This window comes from uncultured Arcticibacterium sp. (genome assembly GCF_964021845.1).
Taxonomy (GTDB): domain Bacteria; phylum Bacteroidota; class Bacteroidia; order Cytophagales; family Spirosomataceae; genus Arcticibacterium.
The window spans coordinates 100,227-120,319 of the sequence record NZ_CAXHZC010000001.1; the positions used below are offsets into that span (position 1 = coordinate 100,227).

13 protein-coding genes are annotated in these 20,093 nt (G+C 38.0%); 8 read left to right on the top strand and 5 right to left on the bottom strand.

The features are described 5' to 3' along the window. Positions 1 to 23: 23 nt before the first annotated feature. Positions 24 to 665 carry a response regulator transcription factor gene (locus AADJ06_RS00365; protein WP_341224398.1) on the bottom strand — a complete coding sequence of 214 codons (642 nt, stop codon included), beginning with the start codon at positions 663 to 665 and terminating at the stop codon, positions 24 to 26. Positions 666 to 701: 36 nt separating this feature from the next. On the opposite strand from AADJ06_RS00365, the gene AADJ06_RS00370 reads away from it, so the two are divergent. The 7 genes from AADJ06_RS00370 to AADJ06_RS00400 all read left to right on the top strand — a co-directional run bounded on the left by AADJ06_RS00370 (position 702) and on the right by AADJ06_RS00400 (position 14,469). Next, entirely contained in the window at positions 702 to 2,438 is a 1,737-nt protein-coding gene (locus AADJ06_RS00370) for an ATP-binding protein (RefSeq protein WP_341224399.1), read from the top strand. A 180-nt stretch (positions 2,439 to 2,618) separates the two neighbouring features. Next, the gene (locus tag AADJ06_RS00375; RefSeq protein ID WP_341224400.1) at positions 2,619 to 5,840 is read left to right on the top strand and encodes a TonB-dependent receptor; all 3,222 of its coding nucleotides are present in this window, start codon (positions 2,619 to 2,621) and stop codon (positions 5,838 to 5,840) included. A gap of 32 nt (positions 5,841 to 5,872) precedes the next feature. Continuing rightward, entirely contained in the window at positions 5,873 to 7,513 is a 1,641-nt protein-coding gene (locus AADJ06_RS00380; protein ID WP_341224401.1) for a RagB/SusD family nutrient uptake outer membrane protein, read from the top strand. Positions 7,514 to 7,561: 48 nt separating this feature from the next. Next, positions 7,562 to 8,707 (top strand): cell shape determination protein CcmA, encoded by a 1,146-nt coding sequence (locus tag AADJ06_RS00385; protein ID WP_341224402.1) that lies wholly within the window; start codon positions 7,562 to 7,564, stop codon positions 8,705 to 8,707. Positions 8,708 to 8,793: 86 nt separating this feature from the next. Beyond that, positions 8,794 to 12,333, top strand: a complete 3,540-nt coding sequence (locus AADJ06_RS00390) for a VCBS repeat-containing protein (RefSeq protein ID WP_341224403.1) — start codon at positions 8,794 to 8,796, stop codon at positions 12,331 to 12,333. 21 nt (positions 12,334 to 12,354) lie between these two features. Next, complete coding sequence (locus AADJ06_RS00395) at positions 12,355 to 14,157, top strand: hypothetical protein (RefSeq protein ID WP_341224404.1); 1,803 nt, start codon at positions 12,355 to 12,357, stop codon at positions 14,155 to 14,157. A 135-nt stretch (positions 14,158 to 14,292) separates the two neighbouring features. Beyond that, a complete protein-coding gene (locus AADJ06_RS00400; RefSeq protein WP_341224405.1) occupies positions 14,293 to 14,469 on the top strand; it encodes a hypothetical protein in 177 nt (58 codons plus the stop codon). A 200-nt stretch (positions 14,470 to 14,669) separates the two neighbouring features. Here AADJ06_RS00400 and AADJ06_RS00405 read toward each other — a convergent pair whose 3' ends face one another. Both AADJ06_RS00405 and AADJ06_RS00410 read right to left on the bottom strand, forming a co-directional pair. Next, a complete protein-coding gene (locus AADJ06_RS00405; RefSeq protein ID WP_341224406.1) occupies positions 14,670 to 15,212 on the bottom strand; it encodes a DNA-3-methyladenine glycosylase I in 543 nt (180 codons plus the stop codon). Between the two features lie 71 nt (positions 15,213 to 15,283). Beyond that, positions 15,284 to 15,958, bottom strand: coding sequence for a cyclase family protein (locus AADJ06_RS00410; RefSeq protein WP_341224407.1), 675 nt, complete (start codon positions 15,956 to 15,958; stop codon positions 15,284 to 15,286). 282 nt (positions 15,959 to 16,240) lie between these two features. On the opposite strand from AADJ06_RS00410, the gene AADJ06_RS00415 reads away from it, so the two are divergent. Then, the gene (locus AADJ06_RS00415) at positions 16,241 to 16,993 is read left to right on the top strand and encodes an OmpA family protein (protein ID WP_341224408.1); all 753 of its coding nucleotides are present in this window, start codon (positions 16,241 to 16,243) and stop codon (positions 16,991 to 16,993) included. 43 nt (positions 16,994 to 17,036) lie between these two features. Here AADJ06_RS00415 and AADJ06_RS00420 read toward each other — a convergent pair whose 3' ends face one another. Together AADJ06_RS00420 and AADJ06_RS00425 are read right to left on the bottom strand one after the other, a co-directional pair. Next, positions 17,037 to 17,774 carry an aspartyl/asparaginyl beta-hydroxylase domain-containing protein gene (locus AADJ06_RS00420; RefSeq protein WP_341224409.1) on the bottom strand — a complete coding sequence of 246 codons (738 nt, stop codon included), beginning with the start codon at positions 17,772 to 17,774 and terminating at the stop codon, positions 17,037 to 17,039. After that, positions 17,762 to 19,942: a carbamoyltransferase C-terminal domain-containing protein gene (locus AADJ06_RS00425; protein WP_341224410.1), complete on the bottom strand. Its 2,181-nt coding sequence runs from the start codon at positions 19,940 to 19,942 to the stop codon at positions 17,762 to 17,764. The genes AADJ06_RS00420 and AADJ06_RS00425 overlap by 13 nt, the downstream gene beginning before the upstream one ends. Positions 19,943 to 20,093 lie beyond the last annotated feature (151 nt).

Genomic DNA, 20,093 nt, shown 5'->3' on the forward strand with positions numbered 1-20,093 from the left:
TTTAGGAAAAATGATGGGCCTCCTTATTTTATATACCCATACTCCATAGCCAGCTTCAGCAGGCTAATCATATTTTTTACTTCAAATTTCGAAAGAAGGTTACTTCGGTGAGTTTCCACTGTTTTGATGCTAATGAAAAGTTCCGAAGCTATTTCTTTGGTGGTTTTACCTTTAGATACCAATTCTAAAACTTCTTTTTCTCTTCTGGTAAATCGTAAATCATATAGATTTTTCTCGGGTGCTTTTTGACGCGAAAGGCTGAGCATGATAATATCTGTCACCTCTTTGCTTTGGTAGTTTTCACCTTTATACACCGTACGCAATGCTTTTAGAAGTTCTTCGCCGCCCGTGTTTTTTAAAATATAGCCAGATGCACCATTTTTCATCATTTTAGTAATGAAGCTCTCATCATTATACATGGACATGGCTAAAACTTTAACCGCAGGGTGCTTTTCTACAATGTGCTTACATACGTTTAGGCCACTATCTTCACCTAGGTTTATGTCGAGCAGTACCACATCAATATCTTTATCTTTGAGCGTAGTTTTTACCTGAGCGGCGTTTTGACACTCGCCTATGACTTCAAAGTCGGGCTCATTATGTAGCAAGGAAGCCACACCTTCTGTGAAAATTTTATGGTCATCTACCAATAATACCCTTATCATTGTACTTTTTTAGTTTGAATCATTAGCGTAACCAATATGAGCAGGTCCTCAAAGATACTTCTACCATTTGTGTTTTTCATTGGTTTCTTTTGGCAGTTAAATGTTGTTGCACAAGATCAATATCCTGATTGGACTTTACTTTTTACTAAGGTACAACTTGATAGCTTGCTGCAAAAGTATGAAACCGAAAAAGATACACTAGGCTTAGCCTACACGTATTGGTCTTATGCTAAATATGAGGAGCATTCAAACATTCCAGACATATCTCCCATGGCTACACTTCATAAAAGTATGGAGTTCTTTCTGGTGGTGGGTGATTCAGTTAATTATTATAATATCCGTGGGGCTATTGGCTCCTATTATATGGATAGAGTTTATATCAAGAAATTTGCAAAAGAGTATATTGAAAGTTCGGTTAACTATTTCAGAATAAATGACTGGCCATCTTTAGAAATAGGTCATTTGGTAAATTTGGCTAATATAGATATTCATGAAAACAAGTTTGAGAATGTTTTAGACCGTCTTGAAAGAGCAGAAATGTTAGATAAAGAAGTGGATGATGAAGCTTTTACAGGTAGAATTCATTCTGCTTATGCTGATTATTATACACGAATTAGAGACTTTGAAAAGTCATTAGAGCATGCTGAAAAGAGTAGGGTGATAGGTGAGAAGCTTAAAATAGGATGGTTAGAGGCATTAGCATATTATTTAAAAGCAGCCAGTTACAGAGAGATGGGTTTTCAAGAAAAACGAATAGAGGCTTTACTGAAAAGCTTAGAAATAATAGAAAGCAATGAGATTCTTTACCAACTAAAAAAAGAGGTTTATGATAATATTCGAGATTACTATTTCTACAAAAAGGATTATCAGAATGCTTATAAATATGCCAACATAACGCTCAGGACAGTAGAGAAAATTTATACATCAAAAATAGAATCAGATTTACGCTCTTTTAGCGATTATAATTTGATAGAAAAACAAAGGATTACAGTAGCAAAGTTGGCTTTGGAGAAAAAGTTGGCAGAAAACGAAATTGAAAGGCTTGAAACCCGTCAACAGATGTATGTGGGTGTATTGTTTCTTACATTATTGATTTTGGTATTATTGGTGATTGCCTTTGTGAATAGACGTGCTATTAATCAACTAGAAATTAATCATGCAAATAAAAACAATCAGATTAACACCTTAAATGCACTAATAGAAGGCCAGGAGAAAGAGCGTGAGCGAATAGCTCAAGAACTACACGATGGTTTAGGTACCATGCTTTCTAGAATTAAAATTTTAATGGGCAGGGGTTTGACACAATCAAATACAGTTCAAATGCTAGATGATGCCTGCACTGAATTAAGAAACATTTCTAGCAATATGCAGCCAAGTAATCTTACCAACTTTGGTTTGGTTAAAGCTCTTCAGGATTTTGTTTTGAAACAGAATAGCAATGAACCAAGCATCATCTTTGAGCATTTTGGCGAAGCACACGATTTAGGGAAGAATAAAAATCTGATGATTTATAGAATTACACAGGAGCTTTTAACCAATTCTTTGAAGTATGCTAAAGCTAAAGAGATTTTAGTGCAAATTATCTTTTCAGACGAAACCGTCAATTTAACCGTAGAAGATGACGGGATTGGTTTTGACGAAACCAAAATTAAAGAAGGTTCCAGCGGCTGGAATAATATCCGTTCTAGGGTAGACTATTTAAAAGGGATGCTAAACCTGCATTCAGACCGTGAAACGGGCACTTCTATTACTATTTCTATTCCTTTGGCTTAGTTTTTTTTAGTATCACTATCAGAAAACAAGGGTTTACCCTTGTTTTTTAAATTGGGGGATTACCATTAATGATTTGGTATAAATAGGAGGTAAATTTGTACTTTCTTGACATGGGAGGAGGTATTTAACTTTCTGTTTTCACAACTGTCAAACCTTAATTTCAACCTTAATTTTAATTATATGCAAAAAAAACTACTGAGAAGTTATTTGCTGCGAGGGTTTAAAACAACCTGTTTATTAGTGATTGCTTCGCTAGTTTATCTTCTTCCAGCGGAGGGCTTTGGCCAAAGTTCCTTAAAAAAGATTTCTGGAAAAGTAACAAGTGAAGATGGAGAGGGTGTTCCGAGCACCAGTGTTTTAGTGAAAGGCACCAGTAGGGGTGCAATAACCAATATTGATGGAAACTTTAGCATAGAGGCAAGCAGTTCTGATGTTTTAGTTTTTACTTCTATTGGTTTTGATAAAGAGGAAGTTACTGTTGGAAATCAAAGTATCATAGATATTACCTTAAGAGAGAGTACCAACTCTTTAGATGAGATTGTGGTGGTAGGTTATGGTTCTTCTAGTAAGCGTTTACTTTCTGGAGCTCAAACTAACATTGGAGAGTCAGAGTTAAAAAAGACGGTAAATACAACTTTAGACCAAGCATTACAAGGAAGAGCACCTAACGTTTTTGTGGCAAGTAACTCTGGTAAGCCAGGTGGAGCTGCTGCAGTTTATATTAGAGGTTTGTCTACCATTAATGGTAATAACCAACCAATGTACGTGATTGATGGTGTTCAGATTATACCACAAGACGGTCCTACACAAGGCATAGGTTCTGACGGTCAGTCAAATATACTATCTACCATAAACCCAGATGATATTGCTTCTATGAACGTTTTGAGTGGTCCTTCTGCTCAATCGATTTATGGTTCTAAAGCATCAAATGGGGTGATTGTGATTACTACTAAGAAAGGTAAAGCTGGTGATGCTAAGGTCAATTTTACCACCATGTATAACTTTCAGACTCTTCCAGACCAACTTCCAATGATGAATTTGCAAGAGTATGCGGTTTATAGTAATGCATGGGCAGATGAGGTAGGCTACGGTCATAACATGGAGTTTGCAGACCCAACTATATTGGGGCAAGGTACTAACTGGCAGTCGGCTTTGTTTAATACAGCCGCCATGAAAAAACAGCAGTTTTCTATGAGTGGTGGTACTAACAAGTTAACGTATTACATTTCTACAGAGCTTATGAACCAAGAGGGTATTGCCCCTAATTCTGGTTTTAATAGAAAGTCTTTTAGAATAAACTTAGAAAGCCAAGCGAGAAAATACCTAAAAATAGGTACTAACCTTTCTCTTTCAGGAACGAACGAAAGTCTTTCTATAAACGAAGATAATGTAATTAGCACGGCTATTCGCCAATCGCCAAACGCACCTGTTTATAATGCTGATGGTACTTTTGGAGGACCTCAAGATGTGATTCCTGGGCAGTATTCTGCTAAGATAACTAATCCAGTAGCATTGGCTTATACGAATACGAATGAGTTTAAGCGTATGACTGCCTTTGGTACTATCTATGCCGATTTGAACTTTTTGAATGACTTCACTTTCCATGCTGAGTTTAATGGGAATTATGGCTCAGACGCTAGAGCAATTTTTAGACCCTCTTATTCTTTTGGTACAAATGAACTGACACAAGGTGCCGTTAATCCTATTTCTACATCAGAAAGATATAGTGGTAATAACTATTTCTGGAGTTCTAACCAAAGAATTCAATATGCCAAAACACTTTTAGAAAAACACAGTGTAAATGTAATAGCAGGTCATGAGGCACAGTACTCTTTTAATGAGCAGCTTTCTGGTAGAGTTACAGGTTTTACTAATAATGCATTATCTGAGTTAAGCCTGGGTGACCCTAAAACTTCTTTAAGTGGAAGTAGAAGAGATGATAACTCTCAGGAGTCATATTTTACAAGGTTAGGTTATGTGTATGACGATAAGTATATACTTCAGGGAACATTCAGAGCGGATGCTTCTTCTTACTTCGGACCAAATAACAGATGGGGTTTCTTCCCTTCAGTATCTGCGGCATGGAGAGTCTCAAAAGAAGGCTTTATGGAAAATGTGGACTTTATTAATGACCTTAAAATGAGGTTTGAGGTGGGTACCACGGGTAATCAGTATTGGGGAAAGAATACCTACGCTCCATTAAGTACTGCGGCCACGCAGTCAGGTCAAGGTTTCTTGGCAGCTAGATTTCCTAATCCAGATATTAAATGGGAAAACACCACTACCTACAATGTTGGTTTTGACATGAATATGTTGAACGACAGAGTTCAAGTAGTTTTTGATGCTTATTTAAGAAGAACTACCGATTTGATTACAGATTTGCCTTTACCAGCTTATGCAGGTACAGTAGGACAGGGTAGTATTGGAGCACCAGTAGTAAATATTGGTGACATGGAAAACAGAGGTTTTGGAATTGCACTGAATACTACTCCAATTAGAGGGCAAAAATCAAGTGACTTAACTTGGAGAAGTGATTTTAATATCTCTTTTGATAGAAATAAGTTATTGAAATTAAATACTGATAGAGCCATTATTGACAGATTCCCATGGTATACTAGAGTGATTTCTCGTTCTATTGTAGGGCAGCCTTTATTCCAGTTTTATGGCTACAGAGCTGATGGCCTAATAGAAGATTATAACGATTTAATTACGGCAGCACTTCCTACCGGAATTCACATTGACCCTGAGCAAGCTTGGGTGGGTGATGTGAAGTATGTAAACCTTGACGAAACGGAATACTACGACCCAGCTTTGGGAGAAAATATTCAGGTGATTGATGATAAAGACAGAACTTTTATTGGTAACCCATGGCCTAAGTTTACGTTCGGTTTTTCTAACTCATTATCTTATAAAGGATTTGAATTGAATGTGTTTACGCAAGGAGTTTACGGAAACCAAGTGTTCAATCAATTGAGATTTGACAACAGTTCTTTCAGAAACTACATACACGGAGCATACCAAGAGGCTGTGACGTTTGCAAGACCAAGCGGAACTGAATTAGACGAAACTTTGACCTTGTTAAATCCAGGAACTCAAGTTCCTAGAATCTCAGGAACTAGTTATGGTAACAGTGGCCGTGCTACAGACAGGTTTGTAGAAGATGGTTCTTATATAAGAATCAAAAACATACAGTTGAGCTATTTTGTGCCAAAGTCAGTAATGAAAAAGGTATTGCCATTTAATGGTGTAAAAGTGACGGCAGGTGTGCAGAATGCGTTTACGTTTACTAAGTACTCTGGTTATGACCCAGAGGTAGGTACTTCTGGTGGCGTTCCAGGTTTTGATAATGGGCGTTACCCATCTTCTAGAATGTACACCATGTCAGCTTCTTTTGATTTTTAATAGTACCATAGATAATTTTTAATATTCAGAAAATGAAAAGATATAATTTATTAAAACTCTTATTTGTTGGTCTAACGGTCTTTGGCTTTACTTCATGTAAAGAGTCGTTTTTAGAAACGCCTCCCTTAGATAATCTTACCGCTCCAGCATTTTTCAATACAGATGCCGAGTTAATGGCGGGTACGGCTGCACTTTATAATAAGGTTTGGTTTGGTTCAAACGGACAGGCTCTCCTTTCTTTTGGCGATGGCCGTGCGGGCAATATGCTTACACCCTATAACTCTAGCTGGGAGCAGTTTTATCAGTTTAATGTGTCAAACACAAACGGCGATTTAAGAAACTCATGGAACTCGTTTTTTACCATTGTGGCTCAGTGTAATGTTTTAATGTATAATGTGGAGACTTACGCAAAACCTGAGGTGAGTCAAGAAGCGAAAGATAGGGCTATTGGCGAAGCAAGGTATATGCGAGGTGTGGCGTATTATTATTTAGTACAAAACTGGGGTCCTGTGCCTATCATTACGGATAACCTTGCACAAGGTGCCGATACTACACTTGCTCGTAACACAGTGGAGAGTGTTTGGGAGTTTGCTATAAGAGATTTACAAGCGGCAGTGGAATTGCTTCCTGCTTCATCTCCATCAGGTAGTGGACGACTGAATTCTTATTCAGCAAAAGGAATGCTAGCAAGGTTTTATTTGACCAGAGCAGGACTAGGTTCTACCAACGGTCAAAGAGACCAAGGGTATTTAGATAAGGCCAAAGAATTAGCAAAAGATGTGATAGAAAACGGTCCTTTTCAGTTGATGGAAAACTATCCGGATTTGTTTTTAACCGCCAATAATAATAATCCTGAGCAGCTTTTTGGGCTGCAATGGGTGAGTAATGGAGGTTATGGTTCTGGAAATCAATTTCAATCTCAGTTTGCGGCCAATAGTCAGCTAACCGGATTCCAGGATGGATGGGGTGGAGGCCACGGAGCTTCTTATGATTACTTGGTAAATGCAGACCCAAAAGACTCTGTAAGAAGAAAAGCTACATTTATGCTTCCGGGAGACCATTATCCAGAATTGATAAAAGCCGATGGCGGATACAGAGTACCAATACCTGCAGATGATGCATGGACTACCTTTGCCAACTTTAAAAAATATGTAGTAGGTACGCCAGATGATAATGGCGGATTAGGACAGCAGCAAAATGCTCCTAATAATACCTACATGCAGCGTTTGGCAGATGTTTACTTTATTTATGCCGAAGCTATTTTAGGAAACAATGCATCTACCAGTGACCCTGAGGCCTTGAAATATTACAATGCCGTAAGAGAAAGAGCAACATTAGAGCCTGTAACATCATTTACATTAGATGACTTGTTACACGAAAGAAGGTATGAGTTTGCTGTAGAAGGTGATGCCTGGTATGATATGGTGAGACTTTATTACTATAACCCGCAGAAGGTGATAGATATGATAGGCAATCAAATACGTGGTATTTACACCATACGCATAGTGGAGGGAACAGGAACACCTCAAAAGAAAAGAGAATTTGAGTTTATAATTCGAAATGAGGAGAGTTTTACTTTAGTGCCTTCTAAGTTTTATCTGCCTATTCCAGATACAGAAACGGCTCAGGCTCCTAACCTTTTAAAAGACCCTGTTCCTTACGAGTTTAACTAAAATTATTTTTCAGAGAAACCCTTGTTTCTCAATATAAAGACAAGAAAAATGAAAAAAGAGAATCAATATTTATATAAGAAAATTTCGGGCATGGCCATATTGGTGATGTTAGCTGGGATTTCGTTTCTTTCCAGTTGCGAAAAAGACGATTCTGGTATACCGGGATTTAGCACGGGTACACCTGTCATAAGCGGTGTGTATCTTTTAGATACCATCAGTAGTTATAGCGATAGCGTCATTTTAGGTGCCGAGCCTTATGACCTTTTGGTAATAAAAGGAAGTAATATTGGTGGAGCCGTTTATGTCTATTTTAATGGATATCAAACGAGCTTTAACCCTACTTATAATACAGATGAAGCCATCATTATAAGACTTCCTGCAGAGGCTCCAACAGACGAAACGGCCACTAATCAAATCAAGATTGTGACTTCTCATGGTGAAGTGGTTCATGACTTTAAGATAATAGCTAAACCAGCTGTTTATTCGGCAGATAAAATCACTTTTGGCGAAGGACGTGGAAATATTACGCTAAAAGGTAAAAACTTTGCCGATGTAAGTTCTGTGGTGTTTACGGGTACAAATGAGGCTGTGGAAATAGTAGGAACCACTAAAGATAAGATTGGTAATGAAACCATGACACTTAAGTTCCCTCAAACTAGCCTTACTCAAGTAAGATTAGATATTACTAACAGCAGTGGAACCATCACTACCACAGGAAATGAGTTTGTAAATGCTGACGAGGCTTTCCAAATTTTCACAGATAGTATTGCAGATGGATTTGATAACGGTTCTTGGGGCGACCCACTTATTGTTAATACTGACGAAGCATTTGCAGGAGAAGCTTCTATGTCAAAAGTTTTTGCAGGCGGAAACTGGCATTTAGCTGCATTAGCTAACTGGTGGCCATCTGTAGAATATGATGCAGATTACAAGTATTTGACTTTTGCTATTAAAGGTGGTTCGGTACCAATGTCTCTTTGGATTCAGTCTGATGCATCTAATATTGGTTTTGGAGAGTTTGCTGACCAAAACAAAATTGATGTAGCTCCAGGCATTTGGAATTACTATAAAATAGCAATTGAAGACCTAGATTTCTGGTATCCAGGAACCACGCTTAAACAAATAGGCTGGAGGATTCAAGGACCAGACGAAAGTGAGACTTTCTATTTTGATGATGTAATGTTATTAAAGTAATGAGATAATTGAGTTTGATTTTAGATAGTAGTCAGCGTTTTGCCTGGCTACTATTTTTTTGCCTTGTTTTGAGAAATTAGTCTAAAATGAAATACATCAAAGCTAAAATTTGGATTGTTTTGATTGCTTTCCTTTCCCTTTCTTGCGGAAAAAAGCAAGAACCTCTTTTTGCTCTACTCTCGGCTGAGCAGTCAGGTATTACCTTTTCAAATGATATTACAGAGACCAACACGCGTAACGTTTTTAGTTTTGAATACCTCTATAATGGCGGCGGTGTAGCCCTCGCCGATTTCAATAACGACGGTCTTACCGATGTTTACTTTACAGGAAATCAGGTGAGTAATAAACTCTATCTTAATAAAGGTGGAGCATCCCTAAGTTTTGAAGATATTACAGAGAAAAGTGGTACAGCAACAGCTGATAAATGGTGCTCAGGAGCCACAGCCGTAGATATTAACAATGACGGCTTCATGGATATTTACGTTTCTGCTACCGTAAATGGGTCTAGAAGCAATGTCTTTTTTATTAACCAAGGACTTGATGAAACAGGAACTCCGGTTTTTAAAGATTTGGCAGAAGAATATGGTGTAGCAGATAACAGCCATACCACCAGTGCAGCCTTTTTTGATTATGACAATGACGGCGATTTAGACCTTTTTCTTTTGGTCAATGAATTGGAAAAACAAGGTTACCCAAATAAGTATGAGACAAAAGTGACCGATGGCTCTTCTAAAAGAACGGATAAGCTTTTCCAAAACGACGGCACTAATGAAAATCCACATTTTACTGACGTTTCAAAGAAAGCAGGAATCCTGAAAGATGGCTATGGATTAGGCATTAACATTACAGACATTAACCAAGATGGATGGAAAGATATTTTTATCACCAACGACTTTCTATCGGACGACATTCTATACATCAATAATCAAAACGGCACCTTTACAGACCAAGCTGCGGCTTATTTTAAGCACACCTCTTACTCTGCCATGGGTAATGATGTGGCCGATTTGAACAATGACGGTTTGGTAGATATAGTGGCATTAGACATGCTTCCGGAAGAAAACTATCGGAAGAAAATGATGGTGCCAGCCAATAATTATTCTACCTATCAGAATAATGAAAAGTATGGTTATAATTATCAATATGCCAGAAATACACTTCAGTTTAACGCTGGTGTCAATCCCTTGACCCAAAAACCGCTTTTTAGTGAAATAGGTCTGATGGCAGGCATAGCTGAAACGGACTGGAGTTGGTGTCCCATGCTTGCAGATTTTGATAATAATGGCTTTAAAGACATTATTATTACCAATGGTTTCCCAAAAGACATAACTGATTTAGACTATGTGGTGTATGGCTTTCAAGCGGCGGTACAAAGAAAAGCTCCTTTAGAAGAATTGTTAGGCCTTTTGCCTTCAAGAAAAGTGGCGAACAAAGCCTTTAGGAATACTGGAAACAAAGAAATACCAGCATTTGATGCTGTAGGCGAAGTATGGGGAATAGCTCAGCCAAGCTTTTCTAATGGAGCAGCCTATGCCGATTTTGATAATGATGGCGACCTAGATTATGTGGTCAACAACATCAATGAACCGGCTTTTGTTTACCTAAATAAAGGACAAGAAAATAGCTCTTTTCTAAGAGTTAAATGTGAAGGATTAGCCGATAATATTAACGGATTAGGAGCAGTTATTCAAATCAAATATGGTGAGAATGAAACTCAGACTTATGAAAATACGCCTTATAGAGGCTATTTGTCAACTGTAGAAAATGTAGCTCATTTTGGTTTAGGAAATATGGAGGAAATTAGGGAGCTGACTGTCATATGGCAGAGCGGAAAGGTTTCTAAATTACAGAATGTCAAAGCAAATCAAATAATAAAGGTTTCGGAAAAAGATGCGGTAAATCTAGAGGAGGTGAAGGTTTCAAGTCAAAGGCTTTTTGAAGAGATTACAGAAGAACTCAATATTGATTACATACATGAAGAAGAAGACTATATAGATTTTGATATTCAAAAACTGATTCCTCATAAGTTTTCACAATATGGACCAGCCTTGGCGGTGGGAGACATTAATGGCGATGACCTAGAAGATGTCTTTATAGCTGGAGCAGCCAATTATTCAGGCACTTTTTTAATTCAAAAAGAAGAAGGTGGTTTTGAAAAGAAAGCCTTTGATGATTCGCATAAAGCTTCAGAAGATGCTGGCGTACTATTTTTTGATGCAGATGGCGACCAAGACCTCGATTTATACATTGTGAGTGGAAGCAATGAATTCAAGTCGACCAGTGCCAATTATGAAGATAGACTCTATGAAAATGATGGGAAAGGAAACTTTACTTATCTGAAAGATGCTTTGCCTAAAAGAAGAAAAAGTGGTTCGGTGGTAAAGGCCGCCGATTTTGATAAAGATGGCGACCTAGACCTTTTTATTGGAACTAGGCATACCGTTAATGCTTACCCAGAAGCTGCTAGCAGCTTTATTTTAAGAAATGACTCTAAAAAGACCATCAAATTTAATGATATCACGGCAGGCTTAGCTCCTGATTTAGTGGATTTTGGTTTGGTTTCTGATGGTATCTGGACTGATTTTGATAATGACGGCTGGCAAGATTTAATAGTAGTGGGTGAAGCAATGCCCATCACTCTTTTCAAAAATGAAAGTGGTAAAAGCTTCAGGAGAGTTCAGAACAAAGTTTTAGAATCTAAATCGGGTTTTTGGAACAGCATAGCGGCAGGTGATTTTGATAATGATGGCGATATAGATTATGTAATAGGTAATCTTGGATGGAATAATAATTTCAAAATTTCAGAAGAAACGCCGCTTACCATTTATGCCAAAGATTTTGATAAAGATGGCGTTTATGATGCCATTCCTACCGTTTATTATTTAGGAAAAGAAAACGAGAAGGAAGAAGTGCCTTTTAATGTCAGAGACGATTTATTCAAGCAAATTAATGCCTTAAGGCAACGATTTGGTTCCTATGAGAAATATGCCAATTCGTCTATCTATGGCGTTTTTGCCAAAGATGATGTCAAAGATGCCTTGGTTTTAAATATCAATACGGTAACCACATCATACTTAGAAAATAAGGGAGATGGCGACTTTGAACTAAAAGCGATGCCTTTATTGGCTCAAACTGCACCCATTTTTGGAATGTTAGTAGAAGATTTTGACCAAGACGGTTTCTTAGATGTTTTGATGACGGGGAATGACTTTGGTAACGAAATTTCTGTAGGGCGTTTAGATGCCCAAAATGGACTTTTACTAAGAGGTGATGGAGAAGGTAGCTTTACGCCGAAAAGCATAAATAGTAGTGGTTTTGTAGCTGTTGGTGATACTAAATCATTAGTGAGGATTCAGAATGCCACTGGCCAAACCATGGTTTTGACCTCACAAAATAGAGGTGGCCTAGGTGCTTTTTTACTTTCTGGAGATAGGAAGAAAACGAAAGCAAAACTCAATGAAATATACGCCATAGAAAGTCTTAAAAATGGACAGGTAAGAAAGATAGAACTGCAGAATGGAAGTGCTTTTACTTCACAATCTTCACGGAGCCTACTGCTTTCAAAGCGAACGCTTTCTGTGCAGTTTTTTGATAAGAAAGGTGCTACACGAGAAATAAAGTATTAAAAGATTTTGACCCTAAATAATATGCTAATAATTAATGCCGTACAGTTTAAAGCTACTGCCCTTTTAAGTATTGTTTTCCTGCTATCGTGCTCTAAGAATTCTGTAGAACCTGCTATTGAAATGCCTGTTGAAATAGTGCCAATAGCACCAGCAGTAGACCCTGAATTGGCCACTTCCATTGGTTTCTTTTTAGATAATTGGCAGCCTAAAACATTTACCGCTCCTGACTTTATAGATGGCACAGCACCTTCTTCTATTACCCATACAGTAAGTATAGATGCTTCAGACATTGTTACCAAAATTCCGAATAAGATTTTTGGGCATAATGCCAATACTTGGATGGGCACTTTTGTGGATGAACCCGGTTTTTTAAAAGATGTGAGTAATCTTAATCCGCAGGTTATCAGATGGCCAGCAGGAAGTGGGAGTAACGTTTACTTCTGGAATACTTTCCCTGTAGACGACCCAAATGTGAGTGGTTTTAAAGAAACCCCACCAGCAGAATACATGGAGAAATGGGGTGTGCCTAGGCAGTTTATGAACGAAGATGGTTCATTTACGGATGCAAGCTTTTTCTATGGACAAACAAACGACAATTGGCGTGCTTCGTTGGAAAATTATTATGCCATGCTTGCCGCTACAGGAAATGAAGGAAGTATATGTGTGAACTATAGTTTTGCTAGATATGGAACCAGCAAAGACCCTGTGGCGATGGCAGCCAAACTAGCTGCAGACTGGGTACGATATGATAATGGACGAACGAAGCTATGGGAAGTAGGAAACGAAAATTATGGTACTTGGGAAAAAGGAAATAGAATAGATGTAAGTAAAAACCAAGATGGACAACCTGAGTTTTTGACTGGAGCACTATATGCCAAACACTTTAAGGTTTTTGCTGATTCTATGCGGAATGCTGCGGCTGAAATAGGCTCTCAAATTAAAATAGGGGCGGTTATGCAAGAGTCTGAAATACAAGACTGGCAATCTAATACCACTAAAACATGGAATGAGGGATTGATAAAGAATATTGATAATGAGGCCGATTTTTACATTGCTCATAATTATATAACACCCTATGATGAAAACTCAGAGGCAGTCAATATATTGAAAGACGCCATAGCTCTACCAGAAAAAATGATGCGTTTTATAAATGGTGAAATAAGTAAAAATGGGGGTCATGAGAAGCCAATAGCTTTCACCGAATGGAATATGTGGGCCAAAGATAGAATGCAGCAGGTTTCAAACACCAGTGGTGCTTTCTCTGTAATAGTGCAGGGAGAATCTATCAAAAATAAGTATGGAATGGCAGCCAGATGGGATTTGTATAACGGCTGGGAAAACGGAAACGACCATGGTCTGTTTAGTGATGGAGGTAGTTCAGAAGACCCAAGAATGAATGCAAGACCATCCTTTTATCACATGTATTATTTCCAGAAAACAATAGGAGATAGGTTAGTGAAATCTGCTGATAAAGCACTAGGAGCAATGCCAACTGCGGTGAAATCTTATGCTTCAACGTATAGTTCTGGAGAAGTGGCTGTGGCAGTAGTAAATACCTCTGGTTCACCACAAAACGTAGAAATAAAGACCACAAATTTTAATGCAGGAGAAAGGTATTATTGGTATAATTTAGCAGGCGGAGCAGATAATGGTGATTTCTCAAGAAAGGTGATAGTGAATGGAAACGCACCTTCAAATGGAGCCGGAGGACCTTCAAATTACGCAGATATAAAGGCAAAATCAGCAAAGACGAGTGGCGGTATTAAGATAACAGTACCTGCCTGGAGTTCTGTTTTTGTAATGATAGATAAGTTGGAGCAATAATGATGTAGATTTCTTTGTCACAATTTTTGAATGAAGGGCAAAAAAAACGCCAAAGAAGGTTTGTGATGTTAAGATGTTCTTTTATTCATCTTAAGCCCTTTCAGGGCTTCTGGAATCAAGAACGTCAGATATTCAATGTCTAACAAGTCCCGTGAGGGACGAAACCTCGGTAGGAAAAAGGAAGACCAAGAAGCTGCATTGTCGCTCTGGGGCCAACACTTCGGTAGAAAGAAGACAGACCAAGAAGCTGCATTGTTCCTTAGGGATAACACCTCGCTAAAAAAAACTAAAGCAATCGAACGTGTCCCTTAGGGACGTAACCTCGGTAGAAAAAAGGAGCAACAACGCCAAACACGTCCCGTGAGAGACGAAACCTCGGTAGAAAAAAAGAAGAAGAGTTTGCATAGTGTCCCGTTAGGGACAAAACCCGGTAGAAAAAAGCAGACCAAGAAGCTGCATTGTCCCTCTGGGGACAAAACATCCGTCGAACAAAACCTCCGACAAAACGAACATCAATATATCCCCATATCTTTCTTAGCCTTCTCTACCTTTTCATAAATAGGGCAGTCAGGGTCATGTGGTGTGGGTAAATAACCGGTACTTTGAAGAAACTCATTGATGATTTCTCCACCGACAAATTTGAAACGCTTTTTAAAAAGCTTGACCCATTCATCTTTGGTCAAAGGGTGATTTAGCTCAATCCACTTTTTAAAGCTTCCATGCTCTTTTTGAAGGTCTAAAATGACGTTGGCATTATGAATGGCAGCGTTGACTTTTAATTTATTTCTAATAATTCCTTTGTCAGAAAGTAGTCTTTCCCTTTCAGCTTCAGGGTAAGATGCTACTGTGGCTATGTCAAAACCATCAAAAGCTTTGAAAAAATTATCTTTTTTGACCAGAATGGTATTCCAAGAAAGCCCAGCTTGATTTATTTCTAAAACTAATCTTTCAAAAAGCTCATTGTCAGTTTCTAATGGGAAGCCATACTGGAAGTCGTGATAATATCTATGGACATTATCTTCAGGTAAGTCTTGACAAAATTTACAATAGGACATCGCTTTTTTGTTTAAAAGTAAGGAATTAGGCCTTAGTAATTTGCTAATAGATTTAGCTTTAGGGCTAGACTTTATTTCATTTTCACAAAAGCCCTCACGGGGAAAGTACCCACGCCTTTGAATTTTGGCGGAACCGCACTAAAAGTGAAGCCAGAGTCGGGAAGTAAATTTAAGTTACAGAGATGCTCCACTATAAGAATTTCCGCTCCCAAAAGAATGGTATGCACTGGTCTGCTTTTTCCTCTGGTGTCGTCTATATTATGAGAGTCTATTCCTACTAGCTTAACAGAGCAGTCTCTAAGGTAGGTGGCAGCCCCTTCGGTCAAATATGGATTGTTTTCAAAATATTGGTCAGTGTTCCAGTGTTTATCCCAGTCGGTTTGTATCAAAACTGCCTTGTTTTCTATTTCATAGTTTTTAAGATGTTCCTCCCTTATCTCAATGGTTTCAGAGAAAGGAACACGTATCACCACAGCATCAATATCCACAAAACGCTCCAATGCTATCTGTGAAAGATCTTTTCCGTCTTCATATCTATGAAAAGGACAATCTATATAAGTGCCGGTATTAGTCACCATTTCTATCTTACCTATTTGAAATTGTGTACCCTTCTCGTAAAATTGTTTGGAGTCATCGCGACTCATGTAGTCGCAAATAATAGGGGCCGGGAGACCTTTGTAGGTAATAAGACCATCTTCTATAGTGTGGCTTAAATCGATTAAGGAAGTGCTGGTCTTGTGTGTCATAGAAAGGATGATTTTTAATTTCTAATATTAAGGTTTCGTCTTAATATGAATGCTAGGTATCATAGTTTTTTCCTGAAATTGACTCTTCATGTGATACTAAATCGTGATTTTGGTCAATTTAGCAATAAGCGAAATGCTCTTAAGTATTGGTTTCGATATACCATGCCTTAGAAACTCCACCCATCGGGGCGACATTTCTACACATTCCGCAAAAGAAACTTCTGAAAAGATAAAGGAATAGCCTTTTTAGAAGATATCGTACAAATCAAAACTAATACAATTATGAAATACGCAAAAATACTTTTAGGCTCAATATTCGTTTCAACTTTCGTTTTCGGGTGTAATGAGAGTTCGGACTCCTCGGAAGATACTGCAATGAATGACTCAGCAGAAATGGAAATGATGGACAATACAGGAGATATGGAAATAGAGGCAGCTCCAGCCACCAATAACGCCATAGCAGAAGCCAATGTGATTTTTACGGATGAGGTTTATAATAATGAGGTTGCCTATAATTTCCCTTTGGCCGACACCATTTCAAAATACAGTACAGAAGGAAGAGCAGGAAGCTTAATGTCAGACTGGATGAAAACTTATGCTAAAGATTTAAATGCCAATTTAAATCAAGAAGCTACCGTGCTTCATTTTGGTGAAGGTGTGATAGTAGCACTAGATAAAGGCGACATGTATGGTGTTGAAGACTTCGTGCTTAACGAAGACGCTAAAGCGGCCTTAAGAAAATTAGCCTTTAACTTACAGCAAGAGCCAGATACATATGTTTTAGTAGCCGGACGTACGGATGCCTCAGGTTCTGCCGAGTTTAATGACAAATTAGCTTTCAGAAGAGCGGCTATTGCAGCTAATTACCTTAAAGGATGTGGAATAGACGAGAGTAGATTTTTTATAGACAGTTTTGGTGAGAAATATCCAGACTATCAGAATAGCTCTAAAATAAACAGAGACAGAAACAGACGAGTAGATTTCTTGATTCTCCCTTCAAACGAAATGAGAGAACAAGCCGCAGAAGCAGCATAGAAACAGGCTCATATTCATAAATGCAAAATGCCCCTTGGTGAAATCACCTTGGGGCATTTTTTATGCTAGATCTAAGCTTTTTTAGATCGACTTCAAGGTTCTTAACGAGTTCAGATTTTTTATCCAGCCCACTTCTTTTTAGCTCTTCTATGGTTCTTATGATTGTGTTTTCTGTCATTTTTGCAGGAGATTTTACAAAACTTTCTTTAGGAGCCTTACTAAAAAATAGTTGGTCAGACCATGCGTTTCTTTCACCGTCTATCACCAAATGTATCCTGGCTATATCGCCTTTGTTGCTTACGGAGTGGGTGTAATTTACATTGGTATACCAGCATTCGCCAGGTAACATGATAAGCCGCTCTCCATTTAAAATGAAACGGACATGTTCATTTGTGATTATTGGTATGTGAATTCTGAAATTATTATCCTCATAACCCAGTTCATGGTCTTGGTGTGGCTTAATATGGACCCCTACGCCTAGTTTAAGAATTCGAGCAGACAGAATCGGGAATTTAAAACTGTTAATCACTTCTTCCAAATACGGGCATTGACTTAAAAGTGGAGTAGGTTTTAAGGATTTGTCATTACCTAATGCAAAGATATTTTTTTGGTCACCATCAGGAGCATAAAGTGGAATAGCCTGCCATTCACCTTCATAATTGTTCTTGTTGAAGTGCGGAATCCAACTGTTTTCTAAGAGCACAGAAAGGTCTTTCTGAAGCTTCTCTTCGTCAAATTTTAAGTCAAATTTTATATGAGAGGTAAGCTTCATCTTTGCCATTTTATCATATTCGGAAACGCAGTTTCGGGTTTACTTTCGTCACAGAAACCCATCCATGAGAAAAGTGGTAGACCCATAAAATTTTTACTTCTAAATTGCTGTATTAGCCACTCGGAATCTCCCTTATAACCATCTTTATGAAAGACTATTTCCGCGTTAATTTGAAGATGTTCAATAGCTGCATAAGACCATAGGATACTAGCTATTTCATCACCATCACTCGGCCATTCTGCTGGCATTTTTTCAGAACCTATGAATGGTCGTAAAGCCTCTTCAGTTACCGCAATATGACCAGCTTCATGTAAAAGGTCTCCCGGATAAATCATTTTAGAAGAGTCCATCAAAATGCTATTTCCTTTAAGGAAAAGGCCGGGGAGGAAACATTGGTAGCCGTCAAGATTTGTCTCTATAACATCTATTCCTTTACTTTCAATGAAATTAATAATCAATGTTTTAGTATTGTCTTCTTGTTTTTCCAAGCTCATGTTTTCTAAAATTAGGATATCAATGGCAGTTTCTTCAAACAAATTTATTGCGTCTTCAGGTGTTTCTACCATGGGTGTACCTTTCCTGTTTAAGCTGGTGTTTAGAAGAATAGGTATTCCACTATGCTTTTCAAACTCTTGAATAAGTTTGGCATATCGAGGGTTCCAACTGGAGTCTACTGTTTGAACTCTGGAGGAGCCATCCTCATGTGTCACATTAAATAGGGTTTGGCGATATGCTGCTTTGGTTTTATCTACCAAAATCATGTAAGGACTAGACAGCCCCATCTCAAAATAATCTGCTACTCTTTCTTTAAGTACTGAGGGAGCAAAAGGGCGGAAGTCTTCTCTAAATTTGATGTTCTTATTGATGAGTTCTTTTAGCCCTTTTTTTCCGGGATGTGCCAAGATGCTTCTTCTGCCAAGTGCCCTTGGTCCAAATTCAGAGCCTCCATGAAACCAACCAACTATTTTACCTGTATTAATTTTTTGAGCTACGTAGTTTAATAGTTCATCTTCATTATTAAATTCGGTCTTTGACCAACTCTTATTTGAATGCTTCTTTATTGCATTTTTTATTCTGAAACCGTTATATGATTTACCAAAGCAGGTACTTTCATTATGCTTTTTCTTTGGCTTTTTTAGATGTGCTAGCCAGCCATAAAAAGCACAACCCAAAGCCAAACCATTATCTCCTGCGGCAGGTTCAAAATATATATTCTGTGCTAAGTTTTCCTTTACAAGTTTAGTATTGGCCACTGCGTTTAAGGCCACACCTCCTGTGTAACACAAGTTTTTGTGAGGGAAATGATTTAATCTTGTTTTTAGGCATGTCATTACAGCTTTTTCAATTTGCTCTTGAGCCCATTTTGCAACGTTGGCGTAGTATTCAAAATGGTCAGAAAAGTATTGATAGGATTTTGACGGCTGTGTTAATAGTTCTTTCCAGTCTTCTTGGAGGTATAAATTATCATTTTTAAACTCAAAAGCTTCCATTTTAAAAATACCTGATTTACCAAATGGAGCTAAACCCATAAGTTTTCCGAGGTCATTCATATCTCCAAAAACGTAAAGACTTATGGCATTATAAAAACCGCCAATAGAATGAAGCGTGGTAGGTAATGAAATGTTGCTCTTCTGATTAGGAGAAGACATAATGCTAAAGTCTTTCCAGATAGTTTTTAGATTTTGACCATCAAAATAGTAAAAACTATCCTTCTCGCATTGCATTTGACTCTCTTCAAGAATAGATGAACATACCAATGGTTTTTGCTCTGGATGTAGACTTAAGAATTGGTCTAAAGGACTACCACAACCATCTATTACCATCACCACAGATTCCTTAAATGGAGATGTGCCAATAGCACTATAAGCATGAGCCAAATGATGAGAAATATTAATAACTTCTAGCTCCGGGTGTTTTGATAAAATACGCTCTCCTTGGTAATACTTTCTGTCTGGAATTTCAAAGTTTGCAGATTGAACCACTAGATCAATATCTTCTAAAGTAATACCTTCTGCATCAAGACAGTACTGAATGGCAAGGTTGTCGTTCCCACCATCATGTTTTACTCGGCTTAGGCGTTCTTTTTCTATCCCAACACATACCTCTCCATTTTTTAACAATACAGCAGAGCCGTTGTGGGAAAGCCCAGTTCCTAGTACATAAATATTTGAAGTCATATTGGGTGTTCAAATATAGGAGAGGCATTAACTAAATCAACTTGTGATTTTATTTCTGATGGTAGCAGTGGCGTTTTTTTCATGGCTCTTTAAAAGTATTGAAGAAAAATAAGAAAAGCATACCGACTAGCACAGAAATGATTTTTTTCCT

Excerpts from the sequence above, each read along its gene's own strand:
- AADJ06_RS00420 (WP_341224409.1), bottom strand. The coding sequence starts at position 17,774 with ATGGCAAAGATGAAGCTTACCTCTCATATAAAATTTGACTTAAAATTT.
- AADJ06_RS00390 (WP_341224403.1), top strand. The coding sequence starts at position 8,794 with ATGAAATACATCAAAGCTAAAATTTGGATTGTTTTGATTGCTTTCCTT.
- AADJ06_RS00395 (WP_341224404.1), top strand. The coding sequence starts at position 12,355 with ATGCTAATAATTAATGCCGTACAGTTTAAAGCTACTGCCCTTTTAAGT.
- AADJ06_RS00425 (WP_341224410.1), bottom strand. The coding sequence starts at position 19,942 with ATGACTTCAAATATTTATGTACTAGGAACTGGGCTTTCCCACAACGGC.
- AADJ06_RS00405 (WP_341224406.1), bottom strand. The coding sequence starts at position 15,212 with ATGTCCTATTGTAAATTTTGTCAAGACTTACCTGAAGATAATGTCCAT.
- AADJ06_RS00375 (WP_341224400.1), top strand. The coding sequence starts at position 2,619 with ATGCAAAAAAAACTACTGAGAAGTTATTTGCTGCGAGGGTTTAAAACA.
- AADJ06_RS00365 (WP_341224398.1), bottom strand. The coding sequence starts at position 665 with ATGATAAGGGTATTATTGGTAGATGACCATAAAATTTTCACAGAAGGT.
- AADJ06_RS00380 (WP_341224401.1), top strand. The coding sequence starts at position 5,873 with ATGAAAAGATATAATTTATTAAAACTCTTATTTGTTGGTCTAACGGTC.
- AADJ06_RS00400 (WP_341224405.1), top strand. The coding sequence starts at position 14,293 with ATGTCTAACAAGTCCCGTGAGGGACGAAACCTCGGTAGGAAAAAGGAA.
- AADJ06_RS00370 (WP_341224399.1), top strand. The coding sequence starts at position 702 with ATGAGCAGGTCCTCAAAGATACTTCTACCATTTGTGTTTTTCATTGGT.
- AADJ06_RS00410 (WP_341224407.1), bottom strand. The coding sequence starts at position 15,958 with ATGACACACAAGACCAGCACTTCCTTAATCGATTTAAGCCACACTATA.
- AADJ06_RS00385 (WP_341224402.1), top strand. The coding sequence starts at position 7,562 with ATGAAAAAAGAGAATCAATATTTATATAAGAAAATTTCGGGCATGGCC.
- AADJ06_RS00415 (WP_341224408.1), top strand. The coding sequence starts at position 16,241 with ATGAAATACGCAAAAATACTTTTAGGCTCAATATTCGTTTCAACTTTC.